The 23,335-nt window shown below is 67.4% G+C and carries 23 protein-coding genes and 1 other RNA gene; 16 read left to right on the top strand and 8 right to left on the bottom strand.

What is annotated here, in order from left to right:
* Positions 1 to 50: 50 nt before the first annotated feature.
* The gene (gorA, locus tag F467_RS0111190; RefSeq protein ID WP_018138487.1) at positions 51 to 1,451 is read right to left on the bottom strand and encodes a glutathione-disulfide reductase; all 1,401 of its coding nucleotides are present in this window, start codon (positions 1,449 to 1,451) and stop codon (positions 51 to 53) included.
* 175 nt (positions 1,452 to 1,626) lie between these two features.
* Entirely contained in the window at positions 1,627 to 2,376 is a 750-nt protein-coding gene (locus F467_RS0111185) for a glutathione peroxidase (RefSeq protein WP_018138488.1), read from the bottom strand.
* 245 nt (positions 2,377 to 2,621) lie between these two features.
* Here F467_RS0111185 and ffs point away from each other — a divergent pair.
* The 6 genes from ffs to F467_RS0111160 all read left to right on the top strand — a co-directional run bounded on the left by ffs (position 2,622) and on the right by F467_RS0111160 (position 6,903).
* An RNA gene (ffs, locus tag F467_RS13570) (signal recognition particle sRNA small type) lies at positions 2,622 to 2,718 on the top strand.
* An 86-nt stretch (positions 2,719 to 2,804) separates the two neighbouring features.
* The gene (gene dnaX / locus F467_RS0111180) at positions 2,805 to 4,553 is read left to right on the top strand and encodes a DNA polymerase III subunit gamma/tau (RefSeq protein ID WP_018138489.1); all 1,749 of its coding nucleotides are present in this window, start codon (positions 2,805 to 2,807) and stop codon (positions 4,551 to 4,553) included.
* Between the two features lie 47 nt (positions 4,554 to 4,600).
* A complete protein-coding gene (locus tag F467_RS0111175; protein ID WP_018138490.1) occupies positions 4,601 to 4,927 on the top strand; it encodes a YbaB/EbfC family nucleoid-associated protein in 327 nt (108 codons plus the stop codon).
* A 36-nt stretch (positions 4,928 to 4,963) separates the two neighbouring features.
* Positions 4,964 to 5,554, top strand: a complete 591-nt coding sequence (gene recR, locus F467_RS0111170; RefSeq protein WP_018138491.1) for a recombination mediator RecR — start codon at positions 4,964 to 4,966, stop codon at positions 5,552 to 5,554.
* A gap of 78 nt (positions 5,555 to 5,632) precedes the next feature.
* Positions 5,633 to 5,977, top strand: coding sequence for a histidine triad nucleotide-binding protein (locus F467_RS0111165; protein WP_012983218.1), 345 nt, complete (start codon positions 5,633 to 5,635; stop codon positions 5,975 to 5,977).
* Between the two features lie 104 nt (positions 5,978 to 6,081).
* A complete protein-coding gene (locus F467_RS0111160) occupies positions 6,082 to 6,903 on the top strand; it encodes a hypothetical protein (RefSeq protein ID WP_018138492.1) in 822 nt (273 codons plus the stop codon).
* A gap of 10 nt (positions 6,904 to 6,913) precedes the next feature.
* On the opposite strand, the gene rsgA is transcribed toward F467_RS0111160, so the two are convergent.
* The 3 genes from rsgA to F467_RS0111145 all read right to left on the bottom strand — a co-directional run bounded on the left by rsgA (position 6,914) and on the right by F467_RS0111145 (position 8,468).
* Positions 6,914 to 7,759, bottom strand: a complete 846-nt coding sequence (rsgA, locus tag F467_RS0111155; protein ID WP_018138493.1) for a ribosome small subunit-dependent GTPase A — start codon at positions 7,757 to 7,759, stop codon at positions 6,914 to 6,916.
* A gap of 75 nt (positions 7,760 to 7,834) precedes the next feature.
* Positions 7,835 to 8,170 carry a 4a-hydroxytetrahydrobiopterin dehydratase gene (locus F467_RS0111150; RefSeq protein WP_018138494.1) on the bottom strand — a complete coding sequence of 112 codons (336 nt, stop codon included), beginning with the start codon at positions 8,168 to 8,170 and terminating at the stop codon, positions 7,835 to 7,837.
* Entirely contained in the window at positions 8,163 to 8,468 is a 306-nt protein-coding gene (locus tag F467_RS0111145; protein WP_018138495.1) for a cytochrome c, read from the bottom strand. Before F467_RS0111145 ends, F467_RS0111150 begins: the two co-directional genes overlap by 8 nt.
* A 138-nt stretch (positions 8,469 to 8,606) precedes the next feature.
* On the opposite strand from F467_RS0111145, the gene orn reads away from it, so the two are divergent.
* Complete coding sequence (gene orn, locus F467_RS0111140; RefSeq protein WP_018138496.1) at positions 8,607 to 9,173, top strand: oligoribonuclease; 567 nt, start codon at positions 8,607 to 8,609, stop codon at positions 9,171 to 9,173.
* A gap of 865 nt (positions 9,174 to 10,038) precedes the next feature.
* Here orn and asd read toward each other — a convergent pair.
* Entirely contained in the window at positions 10,039 to 10,893 is an 855-nt protein-coding gene (asd, locus tag F467_RS0111135; RefSeq protein WP_018137553.1) for an archaetidylserine decarboxylase, read from the bottom strand.
* A 78-nt stretch (positions 10,894 to 10,971) separates the two neighbouring features.
* Here asd and prmB point away from each other — a divergent pair, with 78 nt between their 5' ends.
* Both prmB and dapB read left to right on the top strand, forming a co-directional pair.
* Positions 10,972 to 11,859 (top strand): 50S ribosomal protein L3 N(5)-glutamine methyltransferase, encoded by an 888-nt coding sequence (prmB, locus tag F467_RS0111130; RefSeq protein WP_018137552.1) that lies wholly within the window; start codon positions 10,972 to 10,974, stop codon positions 11,857 to 11,859.
* Positions 11,860 to 11,902: 43 nt separating this feature from the next.
* On the top strand, positions 11,903 to 12,697 hold the full coding sequence (gene dapB, locus F467_RS0111125; RefSeq protein ID WP_018137551.1) for a 4-hydroxy-tetrahydrodipicolinate reductase: 795 nt from the start codon (positions 11,903 to 11,905) through the stop codon (positions 12,695 to 12,697).
* Positions 12,698 to 12,993: 296 nt separating this feature from the next.
* Here the strand turns inward: dapB and F467_RS0111120 are convergent, their stop codons facing one another.
* A complete protein-coding gene (locus tag F467_RS0111120) occupies positions 12,994 to 13,311 on the bottom strand; it encodes a hypothetical protein (RefSeq protein ID WP_018137602.1) in 318 nt (105 codons plus the stop codon).
* A 14-nt stretch (positions 13,312 to 13,325) separates the two neighbouring features.
* Complete coding sequence (locus F467_RS0111115) at positions 13,326 to 14,453, bottom strand: metal-dependent hydrolase (RefSeq protein ID WP_018137601.1); 1,128 nt, start codon at positions 14,451 to 14,453, stop codon at positions 13,326 to 13,328.
* A gap of 93 nt (positions 14,454 to 14,546) precedes the next feature.
* Here F467_RS0111115 and F467_RS0111110 point away from each other — a divergent pair, with 93 nt between their 5' ends.
* The 7 genes from F467_RS0111110 (at position 14,547) to F467_RS0111080 (ending at position 23,332) form a co-directional block, all read left to right on the top strand.
* Positions 14,547 to 18,224: a hydantoinase B/oxoprolinase family protein gene (locus F467_RS0111110; protein WP_018875326.1), complete on the top strand. Its 3,678-nt coding sequence runs from the start codon at positions 14,547 to 14,549 to the stop codon at positions 18,222 to 18,224.
* Positions 18,225 to 18,289: 65 nt separating this feature from the next.
* The gene (locus F467_RS0111105; RefSeq protein ID WP_018137599.1) at positions 18,290 to 19,327 is read left to right on the top strand and encodes a cyclopropane-fatty-acyl-phospholipid synthase family protein; all 1,038 of its coding nucleotides are present in this window, start codon (positions 18,290 to 18,292) and stop codon (positions 19,325 to 19,327) included.
* Positions 19,328 to 19,332: 5 nt separating this feature from the next.
* Entirely contained in the window at positions 19,333 to 20,106 is a 774-nt protein-coding gene (locus F467_RS0111100) for a DUF1295 domain-containing protein (RefSeq protein ID WP_018137598.1), read from the top strand.
* 150 nt (positions 20,107 to 20,256) lie between these two features.
* Complete coding sequence (gene minC, locus F467_RS0111095) at positions 20,257 to 21,036, top strand: septum site-determining protein MinC (protein ID WP_051068161.1); 780 nt, start codon at positions 20,257 to 20,259, stop codon at positions 21,034 to 21,036.
* Positions 21,037 to 21,103: 67 nt separating this feature from the next.
* Positions 21,104 to 21,913 carry a septum site-determining protein MinD gene (gene minD / locus F467_RS0111090; RefSeq protein ID WP_018137596.1) on the top strand — a complete coding sequence of 270 codons (810 nt, stop codon included), beginning with the start codon at positions 21,104 to 21,106 and terminating at the stop codon, positions 21,911 to 21,913.
* A gap of 2 nt (positions 21,914 to 21,915) precedes the next feature.
* Complete coding sequence (gene minE / locus F467_RS0111085; RefSeq protein WP_018137595.1) at positions 21,916 to 22,173, top strand: cell division topological specificity factor MinE; 258 nt, start codon at positions 21,916 to 21,918, stop codon at positions 22,171 to 22,173.
* A gap of 151 nt (positions 22,174 to 22,324) precedes the next feature.
* Positions 22,325 to 23,332 carry an NAD-dependent epimerase gene (locus F467_RS0111080; RefSeq protein WP_018875325.1) on the top strand — a complete coding sequence of 336 codons (1,008 nt, stop codon included), beginning with the start codon at positions 22,325 to 22,327 and terminating at the stop codon, positions 23,330 to 23,332.
* Positions 23,333 to 23,335 lie beyond the last annotated feature (3 nt).

Genomic DNA, 23,335 nt, shown 5'->3' with positions numbered 1-23,335 from the left:
CCGGCGCTTTGCACAGGGGCGGCGTTTTGCCGTTTGCGACCAGCTGCCTGTCAAGCGGCCTTGGCCTTGGCCAGGCCCTGCTGGCGACCCGGGCGGGCCTCCTTGAGGGTCACCAGTTCCTCGGCGCTGGTGGGGTGCAGCGGAATGGTCAGGTCCAGGTCGCGTTTGGTGGCGCCCATGCGCACGGCCACGGCAAAGCCCTGCAGCATCTCGTCTACATGGGCACCGATCATGTGGATGCCGACGACTTTTTCATTCTCTTCGGCGCAGACCAGCTTCATCGCGACGGGCGGCACCTCGCCCTTGGCGAAGGCGCGGTCCAGGCCGCCGAACTGGGTCTCGTAGATGCGCACTGAATCACCGAAGCGCTCCACGGCCTGCGGCTCGGTCAGCCCGACCATGCCGGCGGTCGGGTGGGTAAAGGTGACCGTCGGGATCTGGTCGTAGTCCACGGGCACAGGGTTCGTCTCCGGGGCATACCAGTGATCTGCCAGTCGGCGACCGGCCGCGATGGCAACCGGGGTCAGCGGACCCTTGCCTATGATGTCGCCCAGGGCATAGATGCCGTCGACGCTGGTTGCCTGCCACTCATCCACCGGGACGGTGCCATCGCGGGCCAGTTTGACACCGGCGTCTTCCAGCCCCATGTCAGCGGTGGCCGGCTTGCGGCCAACGGCCCATAGCACTTTCTCGTACGGGCCCAGTTCCTGGCCGCCCTCGAGCTGGACGGTCACGGCGCCGGGCTTGCCGCCCAGGCCGGCGACCTTCACGCCCAGGTGGCGGTCGATGCCCTGGTACTCCATGTGTTGATCAAGCGCCTGCGAGACCATCGGGTCGAACATCTCCAGCACGCGGTCCTCCATCGCAACCACGTCGGTCTTCACGCCCATGGAGCGCAGCATGCCGGCCATCTCCAGGCCGATGTAACCGGCGCCGATCACGGCGATGGATTCCGGCAGTTCGGTCCACTCGAAGAAGTCGTCGGAGGTCGCGCCCAGTTCGGCCCCTTCCAGCGGCGGCACGATCGGGGCACCGCCCATCGCCAGCACGATCCGCTCGGCGGTGTATTCGGTGCCGCTGTCGCTGATCACCTTGTTCCTGTCGGTCAGGCGAGCGCGTTCCGGGATGTGGGTCACGCCCAGCTTCTCCAGGTGCCCGGCCCAGAACTGGTTCAGGCCTTTCAGCATGGCCTGGCGCTGGTTCGCCAGATCGGTGTAGCGGATGCCCTTGATCTCGACATCGACACCGAACTCGTGCGCCTGACGGGCCTGCGCAGCATGCTCGGCGGCATACCAGGTGAGCTTTTTCGGCACGCAGCCTTCGTTCACACAGGTACCGCCGAGCGGTTTCGGGTCGAACACGGCGACGCGCGCGCCGTGCGGGGCGGCGCGTTCCGCCACGGCCAAGCCGCCACTGCCGCCGCCAATCACGATGATGTCGTAGTGTTCCATGTCGGTTCCTCGAAGGGTTCGGTGAAAATGGTACATAACGACCGCGTTCCGCGCGGTCGCCAGGGTCTGCCATCCGTGTCCGGACGTCCGCCTGTGCGGGCATCCGGACACGGATGGCCACCCCACAGGGTGACCACCGGGGACGGGTCACAAGGACCCGACCCGGCAGGCGGGGTTACGCCGCCTTCTTCTCGCGGGAGATCCACTCCTGGAGATCTTCCGAGTCGCCGATGCGGTGGCCGCCCACGAATACCTGCGGGACGGTCATCGCACCGGTGGCGGCGCGCAGGCTGCGCAGGCTGGCGTCGCGGCCCAGCACGATCTCTTCGTAGTCGAGACCGGCGTTCTCGAGCATCTCCTTGGCACTGGCGCAGTACGGGCAGCCGGGCTTGGTGAAGACGACCACGTCTTCGGGGCAGGCCGCGTCCGGGGCGACGTGGGCGAGCATCGTGTCGGCGTCGGAGACCACGAAGGGGTCGCCCGGCTCGTCCGGCTCGATGAACTGCTTCTCGATCACACCGTCACGCACCAGCATGGAGTAGCGCCAGGAGCGGTGGCCGAAGCCGAGGTCGCTCTTGTCGACCAGCATGCCCATCTGCTCGGTGAACTCGCCGTTGCCGTCGGCGATGAAGGTCACGCGGTCGGCCTGCTGGTCAGCCTGCCAGGCCTCCATCACGAAGCCGTCATTGACCGAGATGCAGACGATCTCGTCGATGCCGTGCTTCTTGAGCACCGGCGCCAGCTCGTTGTAGCGCGGCACGTGGGCCGAGGAGCAGGTCGGGGTGAACGCGCCCGGCAGGGCGAAAACGACCACGTTGCGACCCTTGAACAGGTCTTCCGAGCGTACGTCGTTCCAGTCGTTGTCCTTGCGGCAGCGGAAGGTGACTTCCGGGACGCGCTGGCCTTCGCGATTTTCGAGTTCCATAAATACTCTCCTTAATTAAATGGCGCTTGCTTGTCAGTCAGGGATGAAGATTTCTTTTCGGCCGGGGTAGTTCCCGGCTACGGGACCCAAGGTAAGGCCTGGCCATCGATTGATCCAGTTTTATGTTTCTATTGTGTCATTAGTTTTCGGCTATTGTGTATGCTTGACGTCACCCGGCCAAACCCGGAAGCTTGCCACCCCGATTCGAGTTCGCCTCGATTCGAGGACCGCGTTATGGTGGTCCGTATCAGTCCCCTCGCGACGACAGGTTGTGAATCCCGCCAGGCCCGGAAGGGAGCAACGGTAGCAGCTGCGTCGGGCGCCGGGGTGTGGCGGGTGCGGGCCACCACCCTTTTCCCTGCGGCCCCGACTCCTGCGGTGATGGCCCCGCACGCGGGCTCGCGAAAGACTGCACTGACGGGGGAGGCATGAGTCACCAGGTTCTGGCCCGCAAGTGGCGTCCCGGTCGTTTCGAGGACCTGGTCGGGCAACCGCATGTGGTGCGTGCTCTGGCCAATGCCCTGAGCGGGGATCGTCTGCACCATGCCTACCTGTTCGCCGGGACGCGCGGCGTGGGCAAGACCACGATCGCCCGCATCCTCGCGCGCTGTCTGAACTGCGAGACGGGTGTTACCCCGACCCCCTGCGGTGAGTGTCGCTCCTGCGTGGAGATCGCCGAGGGCCGGCATCTCGACCTGATCGAGGTCGATGCCGCGTCGCGCACCCGCGTGGACGACACCCGCGAGCTGCTGGATAACGTCTCCTATGCCCCGACGGCGGGGCGCTTCAAGGTGTACCTGATCGACGAGGTGCACATGCTCTCCGAGAAGAGCTTCAACGCCCTGTTGAAGACGCTGGAAGAGCCGCCGGATCATGTGAAGTTCCTGCTCGCCACGACTGATCCGCAGAAGCTGCCGGTCACCGTGCTGTCGCGCTGCCTGCAGTTCAATCTCAAGCCGATGCCGCCGGCGCTGATCGCCGAGCACCTGACGCGCATCCTCGAGGCCGAAGGCTTGCAGGCCGAACCGGGCGCGCTGCTGCGCCTGGGCGAGGCGGCCGAGGGTTCCATGCGCGACGCGCTGAGCCTGACTGACCAGGCCATCGCCTACGGCGGCGATCGCCTGACCGAGTCCGATGCCTGCGACATGCTGGGCCTGCTGCCGCGAACCCGCCTGACCGGCCTGCTGGACGCGGCGTTTTCCGGTGATGGTCCGGGCTTGATGCAGGGTCTGCAGGAGCTTACGGGGCTGGGGCCTGACTGGTCCCGCCTGCTGGACGAGCTGGCGGCCCTGGTGCATCGCGTGGCCGTGGAGCAGCTGGTTCGTAGTGCCGCCGGCGCGGACGGTGACGATGCCGCCGAACGCTGGGCGCGCGAGACCGCAGCTCGGGTGGATCCGGAAACCCTGCAGCTGACCTACCAGATCCTGATCCATGGAGCCCGCGATCTGCCCTGGGCGCCGGATGCGCAGATGGGCGTGGAGATGACCCTGTTGCGTCTGCTGGCCTTTCGGCCGGAAGGGCCCGGCGAAGGGGTCGTGCCCGTCGAGCGCCAGGGCGGGGCCCCGGCCGCACCGCAAGCTGGCCCGAGTGCGGGTTCGGCCACGGCCCGGCCCGACACCACGGCGCGGTCGGCTCCGCCCCCCATCCCGGAGCCGCCGCGCGAGCGGGTTCAGGAGCGGGTGCGCGAGCCGGATCCCGGCCCGGATACCGGGCCGGCCGAGTCTGCGCCGCCACCCCGGGATGCCAAGCCTGTCATGCCCCCGGAGCCGGATTCCGGGCCCTTTGACTGGCATCGCTTTGCCGAAGGTCTGCCGACCGGCACGGTGCGCGAACTCGCGCTGCATGGCGAATTGCAGCAACTGGATGACGAAAGCGTCGTGATCGCCGTAGCCCCGGGTACGCTTTATACGGATCGAACCCGAACGCGCCTGAAGGAGGCCCTGGAGAAACGCCTCGGGCACTCGGTGCGGCTGGAGATTGTCGACCAGACACAACCCTCGCAGGCCACGCCCGCTGCACGGCTTGCGGCAGACGCAGCGGAACGTCAGGCTAGCGCCGAAACGGCGATGCGCGAGGATCCGGTGGTACAGGCCCTGGGCGAGGCCTTCGGGGCCGAACTGGGCGCGGTACGCATTCGCGAGGACCGTGCGGGTGACGAGCCGTCCGCGTCGCAATAGATTGAACGACAACCCTCGCGCACGGCGTGGGGCAGGAGAGCGAAATCATGATGAAAGGTGGCATGGGTGGCCTGATGAAGCAGGCCCAGAAGATGCAGGAAGACATGCAGAAGATGCAGGCGGAGCTGGCCGAAATGGAGATCGAGGGCCAGGCAGGCGGCGGTCTTGTGAGTGTGCTCATGACCGGCAAGTACGCGGTGCGCCGGGTCAAGATCGACCCCAGCCTGCTGGAGGACGACCGCGACATGATCGAGGACCTGGTGGCCGCGGCCATCAATGACGCCGTGCAGAAGGTCGAGTCCACCACCCAGGAGCGCATGGGCAGCCTGACCGAAGGTATGGGCCTGCCGGCCGGGATGAAGCTGCCGTTCTGATCGCGTCTCCCTGGGTCGGAACCGGCGCTGCGCGCGATGGACGCTGAACTCGACGAACTGGTGCAGGCGCTGCGCTGCCTGCCGGGTGTCGGTGCCAAGTCCGCGCGGCGTATGGCGCTGCACCTGCTGGAGCGCGACCGCGACGGTGCGCGCCGGTTGGCACGGGCCGTCGATCAGGCGGTCGAGCGCGTCGGGCACTGCCAAGTGTGCCGCACGCTGACTACCGCAGAGGTATGTCCTCGCTGCGCGGATCCCGAGCGCGACCCGGGCGTGATCTGCGTGGTCGAGAGCCCGGGCGATGTGATGGCCATCGAGTCGGCGACCGACTTTGCCGGCCGTTTCCACGTGTTGCTCGGGCGGTTGTCGCCGCTGGATGGCATTGGTCCCGAAGAGCTGGGGCTGGATCAGCTGGAGACGCGCTTGCAGGAAGAGGGCGTACGCGAGCTGATCCTGGCGACCAATACCTCGGTCGAGGGCGAGGTCACCGCGCACTACCTCGCGGAAATGGCGGCGCGCCACGGCATTCGCGCTACGCGCATCGCGCAGGGCGTGCCGACCGGGGGCGAGCTCGAGTACATCGATGCGGGGACCCTGGCGCATGCCTTGTCGGGGCGCCGCGATTACTGATCGGGATCAGGTTTTCGGGATGCATTGAATGCATTACCGTTTCCTGATATAAACCCGCGCGTCGTTTAGGAGAACATGATGGCTGACTGCATCTTTTGCAAGATCGTCGCGGGGGAGATCCCGGCGAAGGTCGTGTTCGAGGACGACCAGGTCCTGGCCTTTGAAGACCTGAATCCTCAGGCCCCGACGCATGTGCTGGTGATCCCGAAACAGCACATCGCCACCCTGAACGAACTGACCGCCGAGACGGCCCCGGTGATTGGGCACATGGCGCACGTGGCGGCACAGATTGCACGCGATCGCGGATTTGCGGAAAACGGTTATCGAACCGTGATGAACTGCAACCAAGACGGCGGGCAAACGGTCTACCATGTACACATGCACGTACTGGGCGGTCGCGCGCTGAGCTGGCCCCCGGGCTGATCGAGACAACACAACACGGACGATACGGCGTGACGCGACGGAATCATCACGGTGAAGCCAGGCAAGCAGCGCGGGGCAACAGCCCGCAGCTGGCGCCTGCGCGTGTGCCGGTCGCGCTGGCACTGGCCGTCTTGTTCGGAGTGGCCGCCACCAGTGTGGCGCATGCCGACGATCACTATTCCCTGACGTATACCCCCACCAGCACCGAGTCGACGCTTGGTGGGCCGGATCGCGTCGATGAAGAAGCCGAGTACGAATCCGAGAGCGGGACCGTGGTGGACCCGGTGGGCATGGAGCCGATCGGTGGCTCTGCCCGCTCCGCGCCCAACGTCCTGCCGATGACCGATCCGGAACCCGCCTCGGCGAGTCGCGACTGGCGCTATCAACTGACGCTGCGCACCGAGACCACTGGTGGCCTTCCGGGTGACGAGACCGGCATGGGCGTCCTCTCCAGCCGCCTGTTCGAGGTGGAAGGGGCTTACCACCAGCAGCTGGGCGCGGGCTTTGGTTATGGCTTGAACCTGGGGGTTGGTATGGAGACTCGTCCGGGCTGGTCGGACCTGGGCCCGGAGACTGAATCCACGGCCTATTTCACCGACCTCAGCTTCGGCCCCACCTTTGCGTCCGGGTCTGGCCGCTTTGACAGCCAGTTCCGTGTCGGCGTGCGCCAGTCACTGACGAGTGGAGACGATGCCCTCGGCTTCGGCTACTGGGGCCGTCATCGCGAGTTGGGTCGCAGCGCGGGGTATCTCAGCCTCGACAGTCGCCTGCGCCTGCAGAATCAGTCCGAGTTGTCGCTGAGCCTGTATTACGACGACTACTCGCTGAACACCTCAAGCGACTGGATGTCCGATCGCCTCGATTTCGAGAGTACCCGCGACTCTTCGTCGTCGGTGGTCGGCGTGGAGATGGGGCTGACGTTCTAGTCGCCTTCCCCTAGCGTTTCTCCAGCGTCCCCAGTAGGGCGGTCCAGGCCTCGAGCCGTGCCACGGGCAGGGTGCCTTGATCGACGGCCTCCCTTGCCGCGCAGCCGGGTTCGGACTGGTGCCGACAATTGCGAAATCGGCAATTGTCGGCAAGCGCTTCGATATCCGGAAACCCGCGCACCAGCGCATCGATGGATTCCAGTTCCGGCGTAAAGTCGCGCACGCCCGGCGAGTCGATCCAGGCGCCACCCCCTGTCAATGAATACCACTGTGCCGTGACCGTCGTGTGGCGGCCCTCGCCGGACACCGCGAGATCTCCCGTTTCCGGAAGCTTGATATCACCGCTGCCGTGGCGCTCCAGCAGCGCGGCGATCAGCGAGGATTTGCCCACCCCGGACTGTCCGATCAGGATGTTGGTATGCCCCCGGGCGGCCTCGGCGAGGGCGGACAGCCCGTACCCACTGCGGGCGCTGACATGCAGGGGGTCAAGGTCCAGGTGAGCGTAAGGGGCCAGCCAGTCCCCCGTGTTGGCGGGTCCCGCGTCCTGCTTGTTCACCAGGATCCGTGGCCGTGCGGGGAGGTTGTATACCGCAACCAGGAAACGGTCGATCAAGTACCGCGCCGGCATCGGGGAGGGCGCGATCACGATCCAGACGGTGTCGATGTTGGCCGCGATGACCTTGCGCCGGCCAAAGCCGTCCTGGCGCACCAAGGTATTGTCCCGGGCCAGGCGCCGCTGAACCTGCTCGCCGGTCGCATCCATCTCCACGCGATCACCGCAGGCGAGATCCTTCACCCGGCGGTGCAGCCGAATGCGGCGCGGCACCGCGTTCGCCGGCGCCGCGATGTCGGCCATCTGGTTGTGGCGGGCGTGAACCCGGCCGACCCGGCTCAAGAGGTCGGACCAGCCGGTGCCGTGCTGGTCACGCTGTTAGTCAAAGAGCGCATCGATGCGGGCGGCGCAGATCAAGTCGTTCTCCGTCAGGCCACCCACCGCGTGCGTCGAGAATTGCACCGAGCAACGGTTGTAGCCGACCGCCATGTCCGGGTGGTGATCCTCGACATGGGCGATCCAGGCCACCGCGTTCACGAACGCCATCGTCTCGTGAAAGTTCTTGAATTTGAAGCCGCGCTGGATGCTGCGGCCGGCCTCGTCGATGCCCCAGTGGCTGTCCAGCTGGCCGAGGCCGCGCTCGGCGTCCGCGCGCGACATCGGCTCGGTGAACCCTTCACAGGCCTGGCAGTGCTTGGTCTTCAGGTCACTCATCGAACTGGTAGTACTCCGCGTTCAGGTAGGCCACCACCGCCTCGATCTCGTCGTCGAACCAGTTGGTGCCCAGTTGTGCGTTGCAGTTGTTGACCTGCCGGACCAGGTGGTCATAGTCGCCAACGATCCGGTTGTCGCGCGTGTACAGGTCCGTACCGTCGCCACCGACCATGTCGGCATGACAGCTGATGCAGTTGTCCTGATGCAGGTTCTTGCCCTTCTGGATGTCGTCGGCCTGGGCGGTGCCCAGCGAAAAACCGAGGCCCAGGGCCGCAAGGCTTGAGATGATCAGTCGCATGATTCCCTCCTTTGTGGGGAATGGATCCGGCGGGGCCGTATGGCCCCCGAGACCTTGGCCGCGTTGCAGGTGAGCAAAACGGACAACGTCATCCTGGACCATGATGATAGACTTTGAGCGCACAGGAAAGGAGCGGGCATGGCAGCGAGCGCCGAAAACCTGATCTGGATCGATCTCGAGATGACCGGCCTGGATCCCCAGAACGACCGAATCATCGAGGTGGCCACCATCGTCACCGACAAGGAACTCAACATCCTGGCGGAGGGCCCGGTCCTCGCGATCTACCAGCCCGCCGACGTGCTGGATGCGATGGACGAATGGAATCGGCGCACGCACGGGGCCTCCGGCCTGATCGAGCGCATCCGCCACAGCAGTACGGACGCGGCCGCCGCCGAACGCGAGACGATCGACTTCCTGTCCGACTATGTGCCGAAAGGGGCCTCGCCGATGTGCGGGAACTCGATCTGTCAGGATCGGCGTTTCATGGCGCGCCTGATGCCGGAGCTGGAGGCCTATTTCCACTACCGTAACCTGGACGTCTCCACGCTCAAGGAGCTGGCCCGACGCTGGGCCCCCGACGTGCTCTCGAAGCTGCAGAAGAACGCCTCGCACCAGGCGTTGCAGGACATCCGCGACTCCATCGACGAACTTCGCGTCTACCGCGAACACTTCATCCAGCTGCCGCCCGCCGCCGCCCACGACTGATCGCGCCCTGCGCTCTAGGGCTAGGCCTGGTTCGTCCTCTGGAGTTTACGGTGCCTTCGGCCGGCCGCCTGCCTGCGCTGTTTCGCCAGCGCGCCGCGAGGTACTTTCTTGCTTGCCCAAGAAAGTACCCAAAGAAGGGCACCCGGATTCCGCCCGGGGACCTTGCTCCAGGGCCCTCGGGCCGGCGGCGCTGAAACTCGCTTCGCTCAGACAGTCAGCGCCTCTCTTCCGTCCCGAGGACCCTTCCGCAAGGGGCTTCATACGGGGGGGGATGAAGGTCAAGACAACGGCGGCCCTAAAGTCTGCACCAGTGGATGGAGGCTGGGTGTTCGGACATCTTGGCACGCGGGGCCTTCGGCCCTGGCGTGCCGCGCCCGCCAGGGGGCGCCAGATCCCATCGTAGGATGCTGATGAGCGCAGCGAATCGCATCAGGGTTGCCCCGGCGTTGGCAGGGTGCGTTTCGCTGCGCTCAACGCACCCTACAGCTCGGGGCTTACCGCAGAGGTTGGAATACCACTTGTTTTGACCTTTCCTCCCGATATGAGCCCCTTGTGGAGGGCGTGACAGGCCGGAGAAAAGGCGCTGACTGTTTGAGCGAAGTCAAAGGCGTAGCGAGTTTCAGCGCCGCCGGCCTGGCGCGTCCGGAGCAAGGTCCCCGGGCGAATCCCGGGCGTGTTTCTTGGTTACTTCTTTGCACGAGCAAAGAAGTAACTCGCGGTGCGCTCGCGAGTGAGCGCAGGCAGGCGGCAGGCCGCAGCCACCGTAAACTCTAGAGGCCGAACCAGGCCCAACTTCAACGGCACTGCCAACCGACCGCAGGCGGCTGCACTAAGACCGGCGCCAAGAGCGGCCGGCAGGCGGAGGCTAGTAGAAACGGCCGAGGGCGCCGCGAACCTGCACCTCGGTCTCCGGCGTCAGGTGCGCGCCCAGCTCCAGCGGATGATCCGGCAACAGCAGCACCACCGACGAGCCGAGGTTGAAGCGCCCCATCTCGGCCCCGCGCTCGAGCGTGATCTCGCGATCCGGGTATTCGCTGCAGCTGTAGGGCTGCCCGGCCGGCGGCGTCACCTCGCCCGCCCATACCGTCTCGATCGAGCCGACGTTCTGGGCTCCGATCAGGGCGACGGCCATCGGCCCGAAATGCGTGTCGAAGCAGGCCACCACGCGCTCGTTGCGGGCATACAGGCGCGGGACATGGCGCACGATGCGCGGCGCGACCGAGAACAGCCGGCCGGGCACATGCAGCATGTGGGTCAGCGTGCCGGTCAACGGCATGTGCAGCCGGTGGTAATGCCGCGGCGACAGATAGAGCGTTACGAAATGGCCATGCCGAAACGGTTCGGCAAGGTCTTCCTCCCCGCCCAGAAGCTCCCGCACCGTATAGTGGTGGCCCTTGGCCTGAAAGATCTGGCCGGCCTCGATGCGCCCGGCCGCGCTGACCCGCGAGTCGGCGGGGCTGACGACCGTGTTGTCGTCACCCGCCAGGGGGCGGGCGTCCTCGCGCAGCGCCCGTGTGAACAGGGCATTGAAGCTGGGGTAGGCCCCGATGTCGGGCTCCGCCGCCTCGTCCATGTTCAGCCCGTACTGGCGCACGAACCAGCGCAGCAGCGGCTGGACGCGCGGAGTCTCGATGCGGGCCAGGCGGTGCACGACCCGCGACAGCGCATGCTGCGGCAGCAGGTGGGAAGCTCGGGCCAGCCAGGGGTCTAGGGCACTCATCGGAATACTCGGTTCGGGCGCACGGGACGAAAGCGAGCCGGTATGATGACGGCCCCCACGCCAATGGGAAAGGCCCAAATGGAATCCACCACAGGACTGCGCACGCTGCGCGACTTCATCCGCTTTGGCGCGAGCCAGTTTCGCGCGGCCGGGCTGAGCTTCGGCCACGGGACGGACAACGCATTCGACGAGGCCGCCTGGCTGGTGCTGCATACGCTGCATCTGCCGCTGGATCTGCCCGAGAGCTGGTGGTCGTCGAACCTGAGCGAGGCCGAACGCACGCGGGTGATTGCGGTGCTGCGCACGCGCATCGAGACCCGCAAGCCAGCGGCCTATCTGACCGGCGAGGCCTGGTTTGCCGGGCTGCCTTTCTTTGTCGACGAACACGTGCTGGTGCCGCGCTCGCCCCTGGCGGAGCTGATCGCGGTCGGTTTCGAACCGTGGATCGAGGCCGATTCGGTGGAGCGGGTGCTGGATCTGTGCACGGGCGGCGGCTGCATCGGTATCACCACGGCGCTGGCCCTGCCGCAGGCACAGGTCGATCTGAGCGATGTCTCCGAACCGGCGCTGGCCATCGCAGCGCGCAACATCGAGCGCCATGGCGTCGGTGAGCGCGTGCAGGTGCGGCACTCCGATGTCTTCGATGCGCTGGGGACGGAGGATCGCTACGACCTGATCGTGAGCAATCCGCCCTATGTTGATGCCCGCGACATGGCCGAGCTGCCGCAAGAGTACCGCCACGAACCCGAATTGGGCCTGGCTGCGGGCGAGGACGGGCTCGACATCGTGCGCCGCATCCTGGCCGATGCGCGCCGCCATCTGACCGAGGACGGCGCGCTGATCGTCGAGGTCGGCAACAGCCAGCCCGCGGTGGAGGAGGCCTTTCCGGATCTGCCGCTGATCTGGCTGGAGTTCGAATCCGGTGGCCACGGGGTCTTCCTCGCGTATGCCCGGGATCTTCCGTAGTCTTCGCGGGCTGGGAATGAACAGAAACGAAGGAAACACGGCAATGATTCGAGTGGCAGTGGCGGGCGCCGCCGGGCGCATGGGGCAGAACCTGGTGCAGGCCGTCGAGGATCACCCCGGAGGCACGCTGGGGGCGGCGAGCGAACGACCGGGCAGCGAGCGTCTCGGTACCTCCGTGGGGTCGGCGGCCTCGGTCCAGCTGGTCGAGGACCTGGCGACCGTGGCCGATGACTTCGACGTCCTGATCGACTTCACCAGCCCTGAGGCGACCATGCAGCACCTGGAGCTGTGCCGCACGCACGGCAAGGCGCTGGTGATCGGTACCACGGGCCTGGATGCCGCGCAGGAGCAGCGGCTGCGAGACGCGGCCGGGGCGATGCGCATCGTCTATGCGCCGAACATGAGCGTCGGGGTGAACCTGACCTTCAAGCTGGTCGAGCTGGCCGCCCGTGCCCTGGGCGACAGCGTGGACGTCGAGATCCTCGAGGCGCACCACCGGCACAAGGTGGATGCCCCCTCGGGTACGGCCCTGAAGCTCGGCCGGGTGGTGGCCGAGACCCTGGGGCGCGACCTGGAGCACGACGCCGTCTACGGCCGCGAGGGCCAGACCGGGGCGCGCGACCGGCGCACTATCGGATTCGCGACCGTGCGCGCCGGCGATATCGTGGGCGAGCACACCGCGCTGTTCGCCGGCGACGGGGAACGCATCGAGATCACCCACAAGGCCTCCAGCCGCGGGATCTTCGCCTCGGGTGCGGTGCGTGCGGCGGTATGGCTGGCTGGTGCCGAACACGGCCTGTACGACATGCAGGACGTACTGGGGCTGCGGGAGCTCTAAGATCCAGCTGCTTTAGGGAGACGCTGATTTAATCGCACGTCCGCGTTGGTGCCCCCTGTTTTCCGAGACAAGGCGCGTCGCGCAGCGGGTAGTGGTTCTACCCGCAAGCGGCGCAACGAAGGATCGGGGAACAGGGGGCACCAACCCCACAAGCCATTGAACGCAGGGGCTCGGCCGCTTTTGCGCGGGAACGGCGTTGCGGTTCCCTTGTGCAGAATGACTGCACGGCAGTCACCGCGCCTTGTTCGCACGCAAAAGCGACTCGAGCGCGGACGTGCGATTAAGTCAGCGTCTCCCTAGCTACGCGGCTTGAAGCCGGGCGGGTGGCGCGCGATCCAGACGACGAAGTCCTGCACGACCGGCTCGGCGAGCAGGGCCTCCGCGGTGTTCAGGTGCTCGGCCAGGGTCTGCTCGTCAAAGTGCTTGTGGATGTGGTCGTGGCAGGGGCGGCAGACCCAGAGGATTCGCTGTTCGCGCTCGCTCCGACTGAACAGGCGCCGGATGCGCTTGCGGCGGTGCTGCTTGCGCGGGATCAGGTGATGCCGCGTCAGGTCGTCCATCGACCGGCCGCACAGCCCGCAGGCCGGTGGCGGGCCGGGCACCCCGGGCGTCATGGCTTCGTCCTGGCTCACGGCATGTCGTGTGCGCCCCCGGCGGGAGGCGATGTGCGGCCACCCATGCGGCAGCGCGGGGGTGGCTCCGTGATCGCGTAGGCCGGATCGCCCAGGTCCATAATGCAGGGCGCACCCTCGGGATCGACAATCCGCTGCAGCATGCCGCCGAGGGCGTCGAGGCTGTCGCGCCGGGGGAGTTCGCCGACCTGGCGCGAGGTGATGGGCTCCCAGTCGCCGTTGTGCTCCTCCGCGATCTCGAAGCCGAACGGGAAGAAGCCGGGGACCCCCAGGCGGATGTCGGTGACCACGAGCCGGTCGGGGCCCTCGTCATGCGCGGTGCGATGAAAGCGCAGGAAGTCGCCGGAGAACCACTGCAGGCGCTGCCCGTCTTCCAGCGCCAGCGCGGCCTCGCGCAGTTCCGGGTCACCGCGCTCGAAGCGTTCGAAGTCGGGTCGGATCGGGTCGTCGAAGATGCCGACCCAGGCATCCAGGAACTCGTCGCCGTTGATCACGGTGACACGCCACAGCAGCAGGTTGAACGGGGTCGGCTGGACCATTCGCGGTTGCTCTTCCAGCTCCATCGCCGCCAGCACGGGCTGGATGCGGTGGTCGATCCAGGCCTTCAATGCCAGGCCGGAGCCGGCATAGACGGTCGAGAGTACGAGCCCGGCGACCAGCAGGCGCGGGGCGAAGCGGTAGAACAGCGCGCCGATCGCCGCGACCAGCAGCGGCAGGGTGTAGAACGGGTCGATCACGAAGATCGAGCCCGTGGACAGGGGGCCGACTGGCAATGGCCAGAGTACCTGGGTGCCGTAGGTGGTCAGCAGGTCGTTCAGCGAGTGGGTGGCCCAGATCAGGAAGAAGAACAGCCACCAGCGGCCAAAGCCGATTTCCCGCGTTGCCGGGACCTTGGCGAGCAGCCCCGCGACGCCGGTGGCCACCAGCAACTGCACCAGCCAGGAGTGCGTAAAGCCCCGGTGGTGGATGAACTCCGATACCGCGTCCCCGTAAGCTATGAACGCGTCCAGGTCGGGCAGCAGCGCGACACCGGCGCCCAGTACCACGGCCTTGCGCCCCAGGCGGGAGCCGAGGGTGAGGCCGCCGATCACGGCGCCGAGACTGGCGTGGGTAATGGGGTCCATGCGCGATAATTCCTTTGTTTAAGGCCCGTGAATTACGAGCCTGCGACCGGGTCACGGGGCGCGAGTTCGGGCGATCAAACCAGAGCGGTGGACATGACTCAAGCCACAGCGGCGAAAGACTGGCATTTCTGGGTGGACCGGGGCGGGACGTTCACCGACCTGGTCGCACGTGATCCGGCGGGGCGCCTGCACACCCGCAAACTGCTGTCGGAGAACCCGGAGGCCTACCGCGATGCGGCCGTGCAGGGTATTCGCGATCTGCTGGAGCTCCCGGCCGAAGCACCCATTCCGGAGGGCGTGGTACACGAGGTGCGCATGGGCACGACCGTGGCCACCAACGCCCTGCTCGAGCGCAAGGGGGAGCCCACACTCCTGGTGATCACTGAGGGGCTGGAGGATGCGCTGGCGATCGGCCATCAGGCGCGCCCCGATCTTTTCGCCCGCGAGATCCACCTGCCGTCCCCGGTCTACGCACGGGTGGAGCCGGTGCACGAACGGGTGAATGCGGCCGGCGAGGTCCTCATCCCGGTCGATCTGGACGCGCTGAGGCCGCGGCTGCAGGCGGCGCTGGCGGACGGCATCCGGTGTGTGGCCATCGTCTGCCTGCATGGCTATCGCTATCCGGCGCACGAGCAGGCGATCGCCTCGCTGGCGCGCGAACTGGGGTTCGCCGAGGTCGCGACCAGCCACGCGACCAGCCCGCTGATCAAGCTGGTCCCGCGCGGCGAAACCACGGTGGTCGACGCCTATCTCTCGCCGGTGTTGCGCCGTTATGTCGAACAGGTGGCGGGTGAGCTGGGCCGTGTACCCCTGCGGTTCATGCAGTCGCATGGCGGGCTGGTGGACGCGGCCCGGTTTCGCGGGCGCGACGCGATCCTGTCGGGGCCGGCCGGGGGGATCGTCGGGGCACTCAAGACCGCCGGTCCGCTCGGCTTCGAACGCCTGATCACCTTCGACATGGGGGGCACCTCTACCGATGTCGCGCATCTGGCGGGGGCGCTGGAGCGCCGCCAGGAGAGCGAGGTGGCCGGTGCGCGGCTGCGTGTGCCCATGCTCGATATCCATACGGTCGCGGCCGGGGGCGGATCGATCTGCCGCTTCGATGGCATCCGTCTGCGCGTGGGACCGGAGTCCGCCGGCGCCCAGCCCGGACCTGCCTGCTACGGCCAGGGCGGGCCGCTGACCGTGACCGACTGCAACCTGCTGCTGGGGCGGCTGCGCCCGGAGTACTTCCCGGCGGTGTTCGGGCCGGATCGCGACCGGCCACTGGATGCGGAGCCGGTGCGCCGACAGTTCGCGGAGCTGGCCGCCGCGGTGGCGGCCGCGACCGGGGAACCCGCGACCCCGGAGAGTCTGGCCGAGGGGGCGCTGCAGATCGCGGTGGAGCATATGGCCCAGGCGATCAAGACCATATCGGTGCAGCGCGGGCATGACGTCTCGCGTTATGCGCTGGTCTGTTTCGGGGGCGCCGGGGGGCAGCACGCCTGCCGCGTGGCGGAGCAGCTGGGCATGCGGCATATCCTGTTTCATCCGCTCGGTGGCGTGCTGTCCGCCTACGGCATGGGGCTGGGCGAGTTGCGCGCCCTGCGCGAACGCAGCCTGGAGTGGCCGCTGGACGAGCCGCATGCCGGGGCGATCGAGTCCGCCCTGGCGGAACAGGTCGCGGCTGCCCGCGCCGCGCTGACGGATCAGGGCGTGGCAGCAGCGGACATGCGCATCGAGCGGCGGCTGCATCTGCGCCTGGCCGGTTCGGACACCGCGCTGGAGGTCCCGGCGGGCGAGCCCGCGGCGTTGATGGCGGCCTTTGCCGAGGCCTACCGCGCGCGCTACGGCTTTGCCCCGCCGGATCGTGAGCTGGTGGTGGCGATCGCGACGGCCGAGGCGATCGCCGCCCCGAGGGAGACCGCACCGGAGCGCATGGCGGCAGCGGCGGCCCAGGGGCCTGCGCCGGAGGCGGATACGGTCGCGATGGTCATCGACGGCGACCAACGCCATGTGCCGCTGTACCGGCGGGAATCCCTGCAGCCCGGCATGACCCTGGCCGGTCCGGCCATCGTGATCGAGCCGACCGCGACGCTGGTGCTGGAGCCCGGCTGGGCCGGGTGCATCGAGGCGGACGGGACCCTGCGGCTGGATCGCGAGCGGGGCAGCGCGCGGCGTCCGGGCGCGGCGGCAACAAGCCCCGAGGCCGTCCCGCGCGATCCGATCCTGCTGGAGGTGTTCAACAACCGCTTCATGGCGATCGCCGACCAGATGGGCTTCACCCTGCGCAACACCGCGCACTCGGTGAACATCAAGGAGCGCCTGGATTTCTCCTGTGCACTGTTCGACACCGAGGGCCGTCTGGTCGCCAATGCCCCGCACATGCCCGTTCATCTCGGCTCCATGGGGGCCAGCGTGCGCGCGGTGGTGGAGGCGTTCGCCGGCGACCTGCGCCCGGGCGATGCCTTCGTGCTGAACGACCCCTACAACGGCGGCACCCACCTGCCGGACATCACCGTGGTCACGCCGGTGTTCCTGGATGGGGGTGAACAGGTGACCGAAGACCCGTCTGCAGCGGCCGGTGCCCCCGCGTTCTTCGTCGCCTCGCGCGGGCATCACGCCGATGTCGGCGGCATTACCCCGGGCTCCATGCCCGCGTTCTCCACATGCCTTGAGGAGGAGGGCGTGCTGATCCCGCCCACCCGGCTGGTGCGCGACGGGGTATTCGACAGCGACCGCATGCGCGCGCTGCTGGGCGAGGGGCCGTGGCCGACGCGCAACCCCGATCAGAACCTCGCCGATCTCGAGGCCCAGGTCGCGGCCAACCGCAAGGGACTGGAGGAGCTGGGCCGGCTCCTGGATGAGTACGGCGCGGCCATGGTGACAGCCTATATGGGCCACGTGCTGGACAACGCGGCCGAGGCGGTGGAACGGCTGATCCCGCAGCTCGAGGCCGGCACGTTCGCGTATCCGATGGACAACGGCGCCGAGGTGCGGGTACAGGTCGCCCCCGGTCCCGCCGACCGGCGCCTGCGCATCGACTTCACCGGTACCAGCGCGGTACGCGGGGACAACTTCAACGCGCCGAGCTCCATCGTGCGCGCGGCGGTGCTGTATGTACTGCGTACCCTGCTGGAGGATGCGATCCCGCTGAACGATGGCTGCCTGGCGCCGGTCGACCTGGTCATTCCGGAGGACGGCCTGCTGAACCCGGCGCCGCCCGCCGCGGTGGTGGCCGGCAATGTCGAGACCTCGCAGGTGGTCACCGATGCCCTGTTCGGGGCGCTGGGGGTGCAGGCGGCGGCCCAGGGCACGATGAACAACCTGACTTTCGGCAATGCCGACTACCAGTGCTACGAGACGATCGCCGGCGGGGCCGGCGCGGGGCCGGGTTACGCCGGGGCCAGCGCGGTGCAGACCCACATGACCAACTCGCGGCTGACCGACCCCGAGGTGCTGGAGAGCCGCTTCCCGGTGCGGGTGGAGCGCTTCGCCTACCGCCGCGGCTCAGGGGGGCAGGGGCATTATCCGGGCGGTGATGGAGTGATCCGCCGGCTCGGGTTCGACCAGGCGATGGAGGTCGTGCTGTTGTCCAACCGTCGCCGGGTGCCGCCGTTCGGGATCGCCGGTGGCGGGCCGGGTGCGCCGGGGGATGATGCGATCCTGCGCGCCGACGGCACGCGCGAACCGATGTCCGCCTGCGATCGCCGCCATGTAGAGCCAGGGGATGCGATCGAGATACGCACACCCGGCGGCGGTGGCTACGGAGACCGTCGCAGCGATGCGTAGGCGTTGAATCGCGGGAACCGGTCACACTTCCCGGGGTCCATGTTGCACTCAAGGGGAGATGCGGCATGCAGCGGATGATGGAGTGGGCGGAGCAGGGACGCGTGCCGGATATGCTGGTGCGTGCGGGGATCCGCCTGCTGCTGGCGGAGCGCCTGGCAGAGGTCTCCGGCACGGCCGAGGAGACCATGGAACGGCGCTACGCCCTGATCGAATCCATGCGCGCTTCTCCCGTTGCCCTGTCCACCGATATTGCCAACGAGCAGCACTACGAGATCCCCACCGCTTACTTCGAGCATTGCCTGGGCCCGCGCCTCAAGTACTCCAGCGCCTGGTGGCCGGAGGGTGTCGACACCCTGGAGGCGGCCGAGGTCGCGATGTTGCGCCTGACCTGCGAGCGCGCGGGGATTGCCGACGGCCAGCGGGTGCTCGAGCTGGGCTGCGGCTGGGGGTCGCTGTCGCTGTGGATGGCCGAGCAGTACCCCGGCGCACGGATCACCGCCGTCTCCAACTCCAATACCCAGCGGGCCTTTATCGAGGCCCGGCGCGATGCCCTCGGGCTTGCCAATCTCGAGGTCCTGACCGCGGACATGAACACGTTCGCCCCACCGTCGCCGGGCTTTGACCGGGCGGTTTCGATCGAAATGTTCGAGCACATGCGCAACTGGCCGGAACTGCTGCGGCGCATTGCCGGGTGGCTCAATCCCGGCGGGCGCTTCTTCATGCATGTGTTCGCCCATCGCGAACACGCGTATGTGTTCGAGTCCGAGGGCGAGCATGACTGGATGGGGCGGCACTTCTTCCGCGACGGCCTGATGCCGTCGGACGACCTCGCGCGGCACTTCCAGGAGGACCTGCGTGTGATCCGCCAGTGGCGCGTCGGTGGGCAGCACTATGCCCGCACGCTCAACGCCTGGCTGGCCCGCCAGGATCGTGCCCGCGACACGCTGATGCCCCTGTTCGAGACGGCCTATGGTGCACAGCAGGCGGCACTCTGGTTCCAGCGCTGGCGGATCTTCTACATGGCCTGCGCGGAGCTGTTCGACTACAGCGGCGGGGACGAGTGGTTCGTCTCCCATGTGCTGTTCGAACGGCCGGGAGACTGATCGCGATGGAGACACTGATGGCGTTTCTCTGGGGCCTTATGGCCAGCCTGCTCCTGATGACCCTGGTCTGGGCCGGCAGCGTCTGGCGCCACGACGCCAGCCTGGTCGACCGCTTCTGGGGCCTGGGCTTCGTGGTCGTGACGCTGGTCTGGTGGGGGCTTGCGGGCTGGCCGGCGCAGGGCCTCTGGATCGTGATCCCGGTGCTGCTGTGGGGGCTGCGGCTGTCGCTGTTCATTACCTGGCGCAACTGGGGTCACGGCGAGGACGGGCGCTATACCGACATGCGCGAGGGGCTGTCGGAACGAGGGTTCGCCGCGCGCAGCCTGGTCACGATCTTCTGGCTGCAGGGTGCGCTGGTGGCCGTAATCGGCCTGCCGATGCTGGCGGTGACGAATGCCGTGAGTGTCTGGTGGCCGCTGGCCGCCCTGGGCGCGGCCGTCTGGGCGCTGGGCACGCTGTATGAATCGGTCGCGGACGCACAGATGGCGCGCTTCCGGGCCGACCCTGCACGGCGGGGCGAGGTCATGGACCAGGGCTTGTGGCGCTACAGCCGCCACCCGAACTACTTCGGCGAGATCGTCGTCTGGGTGGGCTACGGCTTGCTCGCGCTGGCCGTCGGGGGCTGGTGGGCGGTGCCCTCGGCGATCCTGATGATCGTGCTGATCCTGCGTGTGTCGGGCGTCACGTTACTGGAAAAACGTCTGCATGCCTCGCGGCCGGGCTATGCGGACTATGCGCGGCGCACCAATACGCTGATCCCGGGTCCGCCACGATCTTAAGGAAACACCGATCCGCCGCCGATTTCGGTGGCACTCCCTTGCTGTGCTTTCCCCGTCCGCGCTATAAAGCGCGCATCTTTCCGGTCTTCCGACGCGCGTTGGAGGCCGAGTTTCCCGATCGCCGATCTCACAGCAGGGCCCTACGCACGCATGAGCGCTACGCCGAGTCCCGTCCAGACCATTGAACTGAAAGGGCGCATGATGCTGGTGTCGGTGCTGCGGGTGTTCCAGACCGACCCCCGGCAGCTCGGCGAGCAGCTGATCGCACACCGGGAACAGGCCCCGGATCTGATGCGCGACATGCCCATCGTGCTGGACCTCGAGCCGGTGGCCGAGGCCCCCGAGAGCGACCTGCAGGCGACCATCGAGCAGGTGCGCGCCGAGGGCTTCAAGCTGATCGGCCTGCATGCCGGCGAGGTCGCCGAGCGTCTGCAGAGCTATTCCGAGCTATTCGATGTGTTGCCCGTGCTGCAACTGGGTGGCCGCGGTGGCGCGCCCAGTGGCGAGGTGCCCCTGGATGAAGGCGAGCCGCCGGAGCCGGCGCCGAGCAAGAAGGGCAAGAAATCCGCGGACAGGTTGGCCGAGGCCGCCCCCGCGGTCCACAGCGCGACCCGTGTGGTGGATCGTCCTGTCCGTTCCGGGCAGCAGATCTACGCCCGCGGCGGCGACCTGCTGGTGACCGGGGCGGTGTCCGCCGGTGCTGAACTGCTCGCGGATGGCCACATCCATGTGCTGGGTCCTCTGCGCGGGCGGGCACTCGCCGGCGTGCGGGGCCTGGAGACGGCTCGGATCTTCTGCCGGCGACTGGATGCAGAGCTTTTGTCTATCGCGGGACATTACCGGGTGGCCGAGGATATCGCCGAGTCCGAGCGCGGCGAGAACCGGCTGGTGACACTCGCGGGCGAAAGCCTCAAGATCGCTGAAATCTGAGCGAGCGGCGTGGGGCCGCTCGGCCTTGCACATGCCCTCGCACGACGACCAAGGAGAAGCAGCCACCATGGCACGCATCGTAGTGATTACCTCGGGCAAGGGCGGGGTCGGCAAGACCACCACCTCTGCCGCGATCGCCACCGGTCTGGCCCTGCGCGGCCACAAGACGGCCGTGATCGATTTCGACGTCGGTCTGCGCAACCTGGACCTGATCATGGGCTGCGAGCGCCGTGTGGTGTACGACTTCGTCAACGTGATCAATGGCGACGCCAACCTGAAACAGGCGCTGATCCGCGACAAGCGCGCGGACAACCTGTACATCCTCCCGGCCTCGCAGACGCGCGACAAGGATGCCCTGAGCCAGGAAGGCGTGGAACGCGTGCTGAACGAGCTGTCCGAGGACTTCGAGTACATCATCTGCGACAGCCCGGCCGGTATCGAGCGGGGCGCGCTGATGGCGGCCTACTTTGCTGACGAGGCCATCGTGGTCACCAACCCCGAAGTCTCCTCGGTGCGTGACTCCGACCGCATCCTCGGCATCCTCGCCAGCAAGACCCGGCAGGTGGAACAGGGCGGCGAGCCGATCCAGGGGCGTCTGTTACTGACCCGCTATGCCGCGGAGCGCGCCGCGCGCGGCGAGATGCTCAGTATCGAGGACGTGGGCGAGATCCTGGCCATCGACCTGCTGGGTGTGATCCCCGAGTCGCAGGCCGTGCTGAACGCCTCGAATGCCGGCCAGCCCGTGGTGCTGGACGAGGAATCCGACGCCGGTCAGGCCTACCAGGATGCAGTGGATCGCTTCCTGGGCGAGGAGCGCCCGCTTCGCTTTGTCGATGTACCGAAGAAGGGCTTCTTCGGACGCCTGTTCGGGGGCTGACCATGGGCATCTTCGACTACTTCCGCCAGCCGCGGCAGAAAAGCGCCAGTGTTGCCAAGGAACGCCTGCAGATCATCGTGGCGCGCGAACGTGCGGCCCGGGGCGGGCCGGATTATCTGCCCGCGATGCAGCAGGAGCTCTTGCAGGTGATCCGCAAGTACGTGAAGGTCAACGACGACGCCGTGCAGATGAACGTCGACCGTGAGGGCGACTGCGAGGTGCTGGAGTTGAATATCACCCTGCCCGACGATCGGGGCTAGCATATGTTCAGCCCGTCTCTCGCTGTAGGAGCTCAGCCCCCTGAGCGATGGGGAGCCAGGCCCGGCCCCCATCGGCCAGAGGGCTGGCCTCCTACGGTGGGTTGCCCCGGCCCCATCGGCTTGACATCGGCATAAGGCACATGATCCGTCCATGAGAATCCTGGTCACCGGCAGCGCCGGTTTTATTGGCAGCGCCCTCTCCCTGCGCCTGCTGGAGCGGGGCGACGAGGTCATCGGCGTCGACAACCTCAACGACTACTACGATGTCTCGCTGAAAGAGGCACGCCTGGCGCGCACGCAGGACCACCCGAGCTATACCGAGGTCCGCGAGGACATCGCCGACCGCGCGGCGATGGAGCGGGTGTTTCGCGAGCATCGCCCGGAGCGGGTGGTCAACCTGGCGGCCCAGGCCGGGGTGCGCTACTCGCTGGAGAACCCGGCGGCCTATGTCGACACCAACCTGGTCGGGTTCGGCAACATCCTGGAGGGCTGCCGGCACAACGGCGTGGAGCACCTGGTCTACGCCAGCTCCAGCTCCGTCTACGGCGCCAACACCACGATGCCGTTCTCGGTACACGACAACGTCGACCACCCGCTGAGCCTCTACGCCGCGAGCAAGAAGGCCAACGAGCTGATGGCGCATACCTATGCGCATCTGTACCAGCTCCCGGTGACGGGCCTGCGCTTCTTTACCGTCTACGGCCCCTGGGGCCGGCCGGACATGGCGCTGTTCCTGTTCACGAAGAAGATCCTGGCGGGCGAGCCGATCGACGTCTTCAACTACGGCCACCACCGCCGCGACTTCACCTACATCGACGACATCGTCGAGGGCGTGATCCGCACGCTGGATCGTCCGGCGCAGCCCAACCTCGACTGGACCGGCGCCGAGCCCGACTCGGCGACGAGTGCGGCCCCCTACCGGCTGTACAACATCGGCAACCACGAGCCGGTGGAGCTGATGCGCTACATCGAGGTGCTGGAAGACTGCCTGGGCAAGAAGGCCGAGAAAAACCTCCTGCCCCTGCAGCCGGGCGATGTGCCGGACACCTACGCCGACGTCGAGGCCCTGCGCGAGGACGTGGGCTATGCCCCCGCGACCGCGGTGGAAGACGGTATCGCCCGCTTTGTTGAGTGGTATCGCGAGTACTACCGCGTCTGACGG

Origin of the sequence: Thioalkalivibrio sp. ALJ12 (genome assembly GCF_000378305.1) — a bacterium.
Taxonomy (GTDB): domain Bacteria; phylum Pseudomonadota; class Gammaproteobacteria; order Ectothiorhodospirales; family Ectothiorhodospiraceae; genus Thioalkalivibrio.
This window is presented reverse-complemented; position numbering and strand designations above follow the sequence as displayed.